The organism is Nitrospira sp. BLG_2, assembly GCF_049222245.1.
The window spans coordinates 1-1,777 of record NZ_JBLYIG010000150.1; the positions used below are offsets into that span (position 1 = coordinate 1).

Genomic DNA, 1,777 nt, shown 5'->3' on the forward strand with positions numbered 1-1,777 from the left:
GCGACCGGTTCAGGCTTTGGCTCAGCCACTTCGACGGTACGCTGTTCGATCGGCTCTTCACGAGGCTGAGGAGGCTCGACCTTTTGCTCGACTGGTTGTACCGGTTCGATCGCTGGTGGAGACGGTTCGACTTTCCGTTCCAACGGTTTCACCGCCTGATATGTCTCCGGCACTCGTTTCGGCCGTGTCGGAAGCGTGGCCCTCGACGGTGGTTGTTCCGGCGTCACGACCGATTGGACTTGTTCAGGCAGGGATTCAGACTTCACCGCCTCCACTAACGCCACGTTCCACTTGAATACATCCTCTTGCAAAATGGGCTTAACCTGTATGGTAAACGCGAGCGCGAGGCCGACGACCGCTCCATGCAAAGTCAGCGAGATGCCCCAGGCCGGGAGAAAGAATTGCTGTTCATCCGCAGATGTCATGTTTTCTGCCTTTCGAATTTGGACAAACTGTCCTGCAAATCCCCGCAATGGGTGAGACTCTCATTCCTAACGAGCATTGTTGGCCCACTCTAGGTGGAACCCCTACGGACGCTTCGCGATGATACAGTGAAGATGCTGGAAACGAAGTTTACAGTGAGTAGGATGATGGGGGACCGCGGTTGGCAGAGATAGAGGACGCTTCAATCGCGAGGTTCCGAAATTTAGGAGCGGAAAGCAAAGCGATGGGGCTGCGCTCAACCTCCAGTTGAACGACCGCGCTATCCATCACTGTTCCGGCGGCACACATCCATGAACAGAGCAGTGTCCCGTGTGTCGCTGCTTGATGCTGAGCATGGTGTCCGGCGTGCTCAGCGGCCTGAGCTTGGGCCAAACCGCCGATGGCAAGGATGCAGAGTACGAGTGAGATTGAAAGGAACTTCCGGAAAGCGTAACTCATCGAACGCTCTCTCTTCTGAATGAGATGAGGAGAGTGAGCCTCAACTGGGCTCCTACTATTCTATTAATGATGTTACAAACGTGATTGATCTTAGGTGAGCTGAACAACTTCTGTCAAGCCACTCTGAGGCCGCCCGAGGTTCAAGTAGGATTCAATGGAAAGATCCTGTATACTGTGCGGATTATTTCGACATCAAACTCATTTACAGAACGACGAATGCCTTTCTTATGGTTACACAAGTACTCAATCTGATCTTCGGCAGCAAAAACGACCGCGAAATCAAGACTCTGCGACCGATCGTGGAGCAAATCAACGCCTTGGAGTCCGGGCTCACACCTCTCTCCGATCAAGCCCTTGCCGACAAAACTCAAGACTTCAGGAAACGGCTTGAAGCCGGCCAGACACTAGACGACATCTTGCCGGAAGCGTTTGCCGTGTGCAGGGAAATGTCGCGCCGCAAGCTCAACATGCGGCATTTTGACGTGCAACTGATCGGCGGCATGATTCTCCACCGTGGCCGCATCGCCGAAATGAAAACCGGCGAAGGGAAGACCTTGGTGGCGACGCTTCCCATCTATCTGAACGCGCTCGAAGGCAAAGGCGCCCATCTCGTCACCGTCAACGATTATCTCGCCAAGCGTGACGCCCAGTGGATGGCGCAGCTCTACCACGCATTAGGCCTCTCCACGGGAATCATTCAGCACGATGCGTCGTTCATCTATGACCCGACCTATGATGCGTCCGATAAGCGGCTGCAACACCTTCGTCCCTGCACAAGACCCGAGGCCTATCGCGCCGACATTACCTACGGCACCAACAACGAATATGGGTTCGATTATCTTCGCGACAACCTGGTCGTCACCGACTTGAATCAATGCGTTCAGCGCGAGTTGAA

At 54.2% G+C, this 1,777-nt stretch carries 1 protein-coding gene and 2 pseudogenes; 1 reads left to right on the plus strand and 2 read right to left on the minus strand.

What is annotated here, in order from left to right; translation table 11 throughout:
* Together ACOSYY_RS04210 and ACOSYY_RS04215 are read right to left on the minus strand one after the other, a co-directional pair.
* Positions 1 to 425: pseudogene (locus tag ACOSYY_RS04210) on the minus strand (hypothetical protein); the annotation flags it as partial.
* A 148-nt stretch (positions 426 to 573) separates the two neighbouring features.
* Positions 574 to 882 (minus strand): hypothetical protein, encoded by a 309-nt coding sequence (locus ACOSYY_RS04215; RefSeq protein WP_421661020.1) that lies wholly within the window; start codon positions 880 to 882, stop codon positions 574 to 576.
* A 227-nt stretch (positions 883 to 1,109) separates the two neighbouring features.
* Between ACOSYY_RS04215 and ACOSYY_RS04220 the strand changes: the two are divergent.
* A pseudogene (locus ACOSYY_RS04220) lies at positions 1,110 to 1,777 on the plus strand (preprotein translocase subunit SecA); the annotation flags it as partial.

Excerpts from the sequence above, each read along its gene's own strand:
- ACOSYY_RS04215 (WP_421661020.1), bottom strand. The coding sequence starts at position 882 with ATGAGTTACGCTTTCCGGAAGTTCCTTTCAATCTCACTCGTACTCTGC.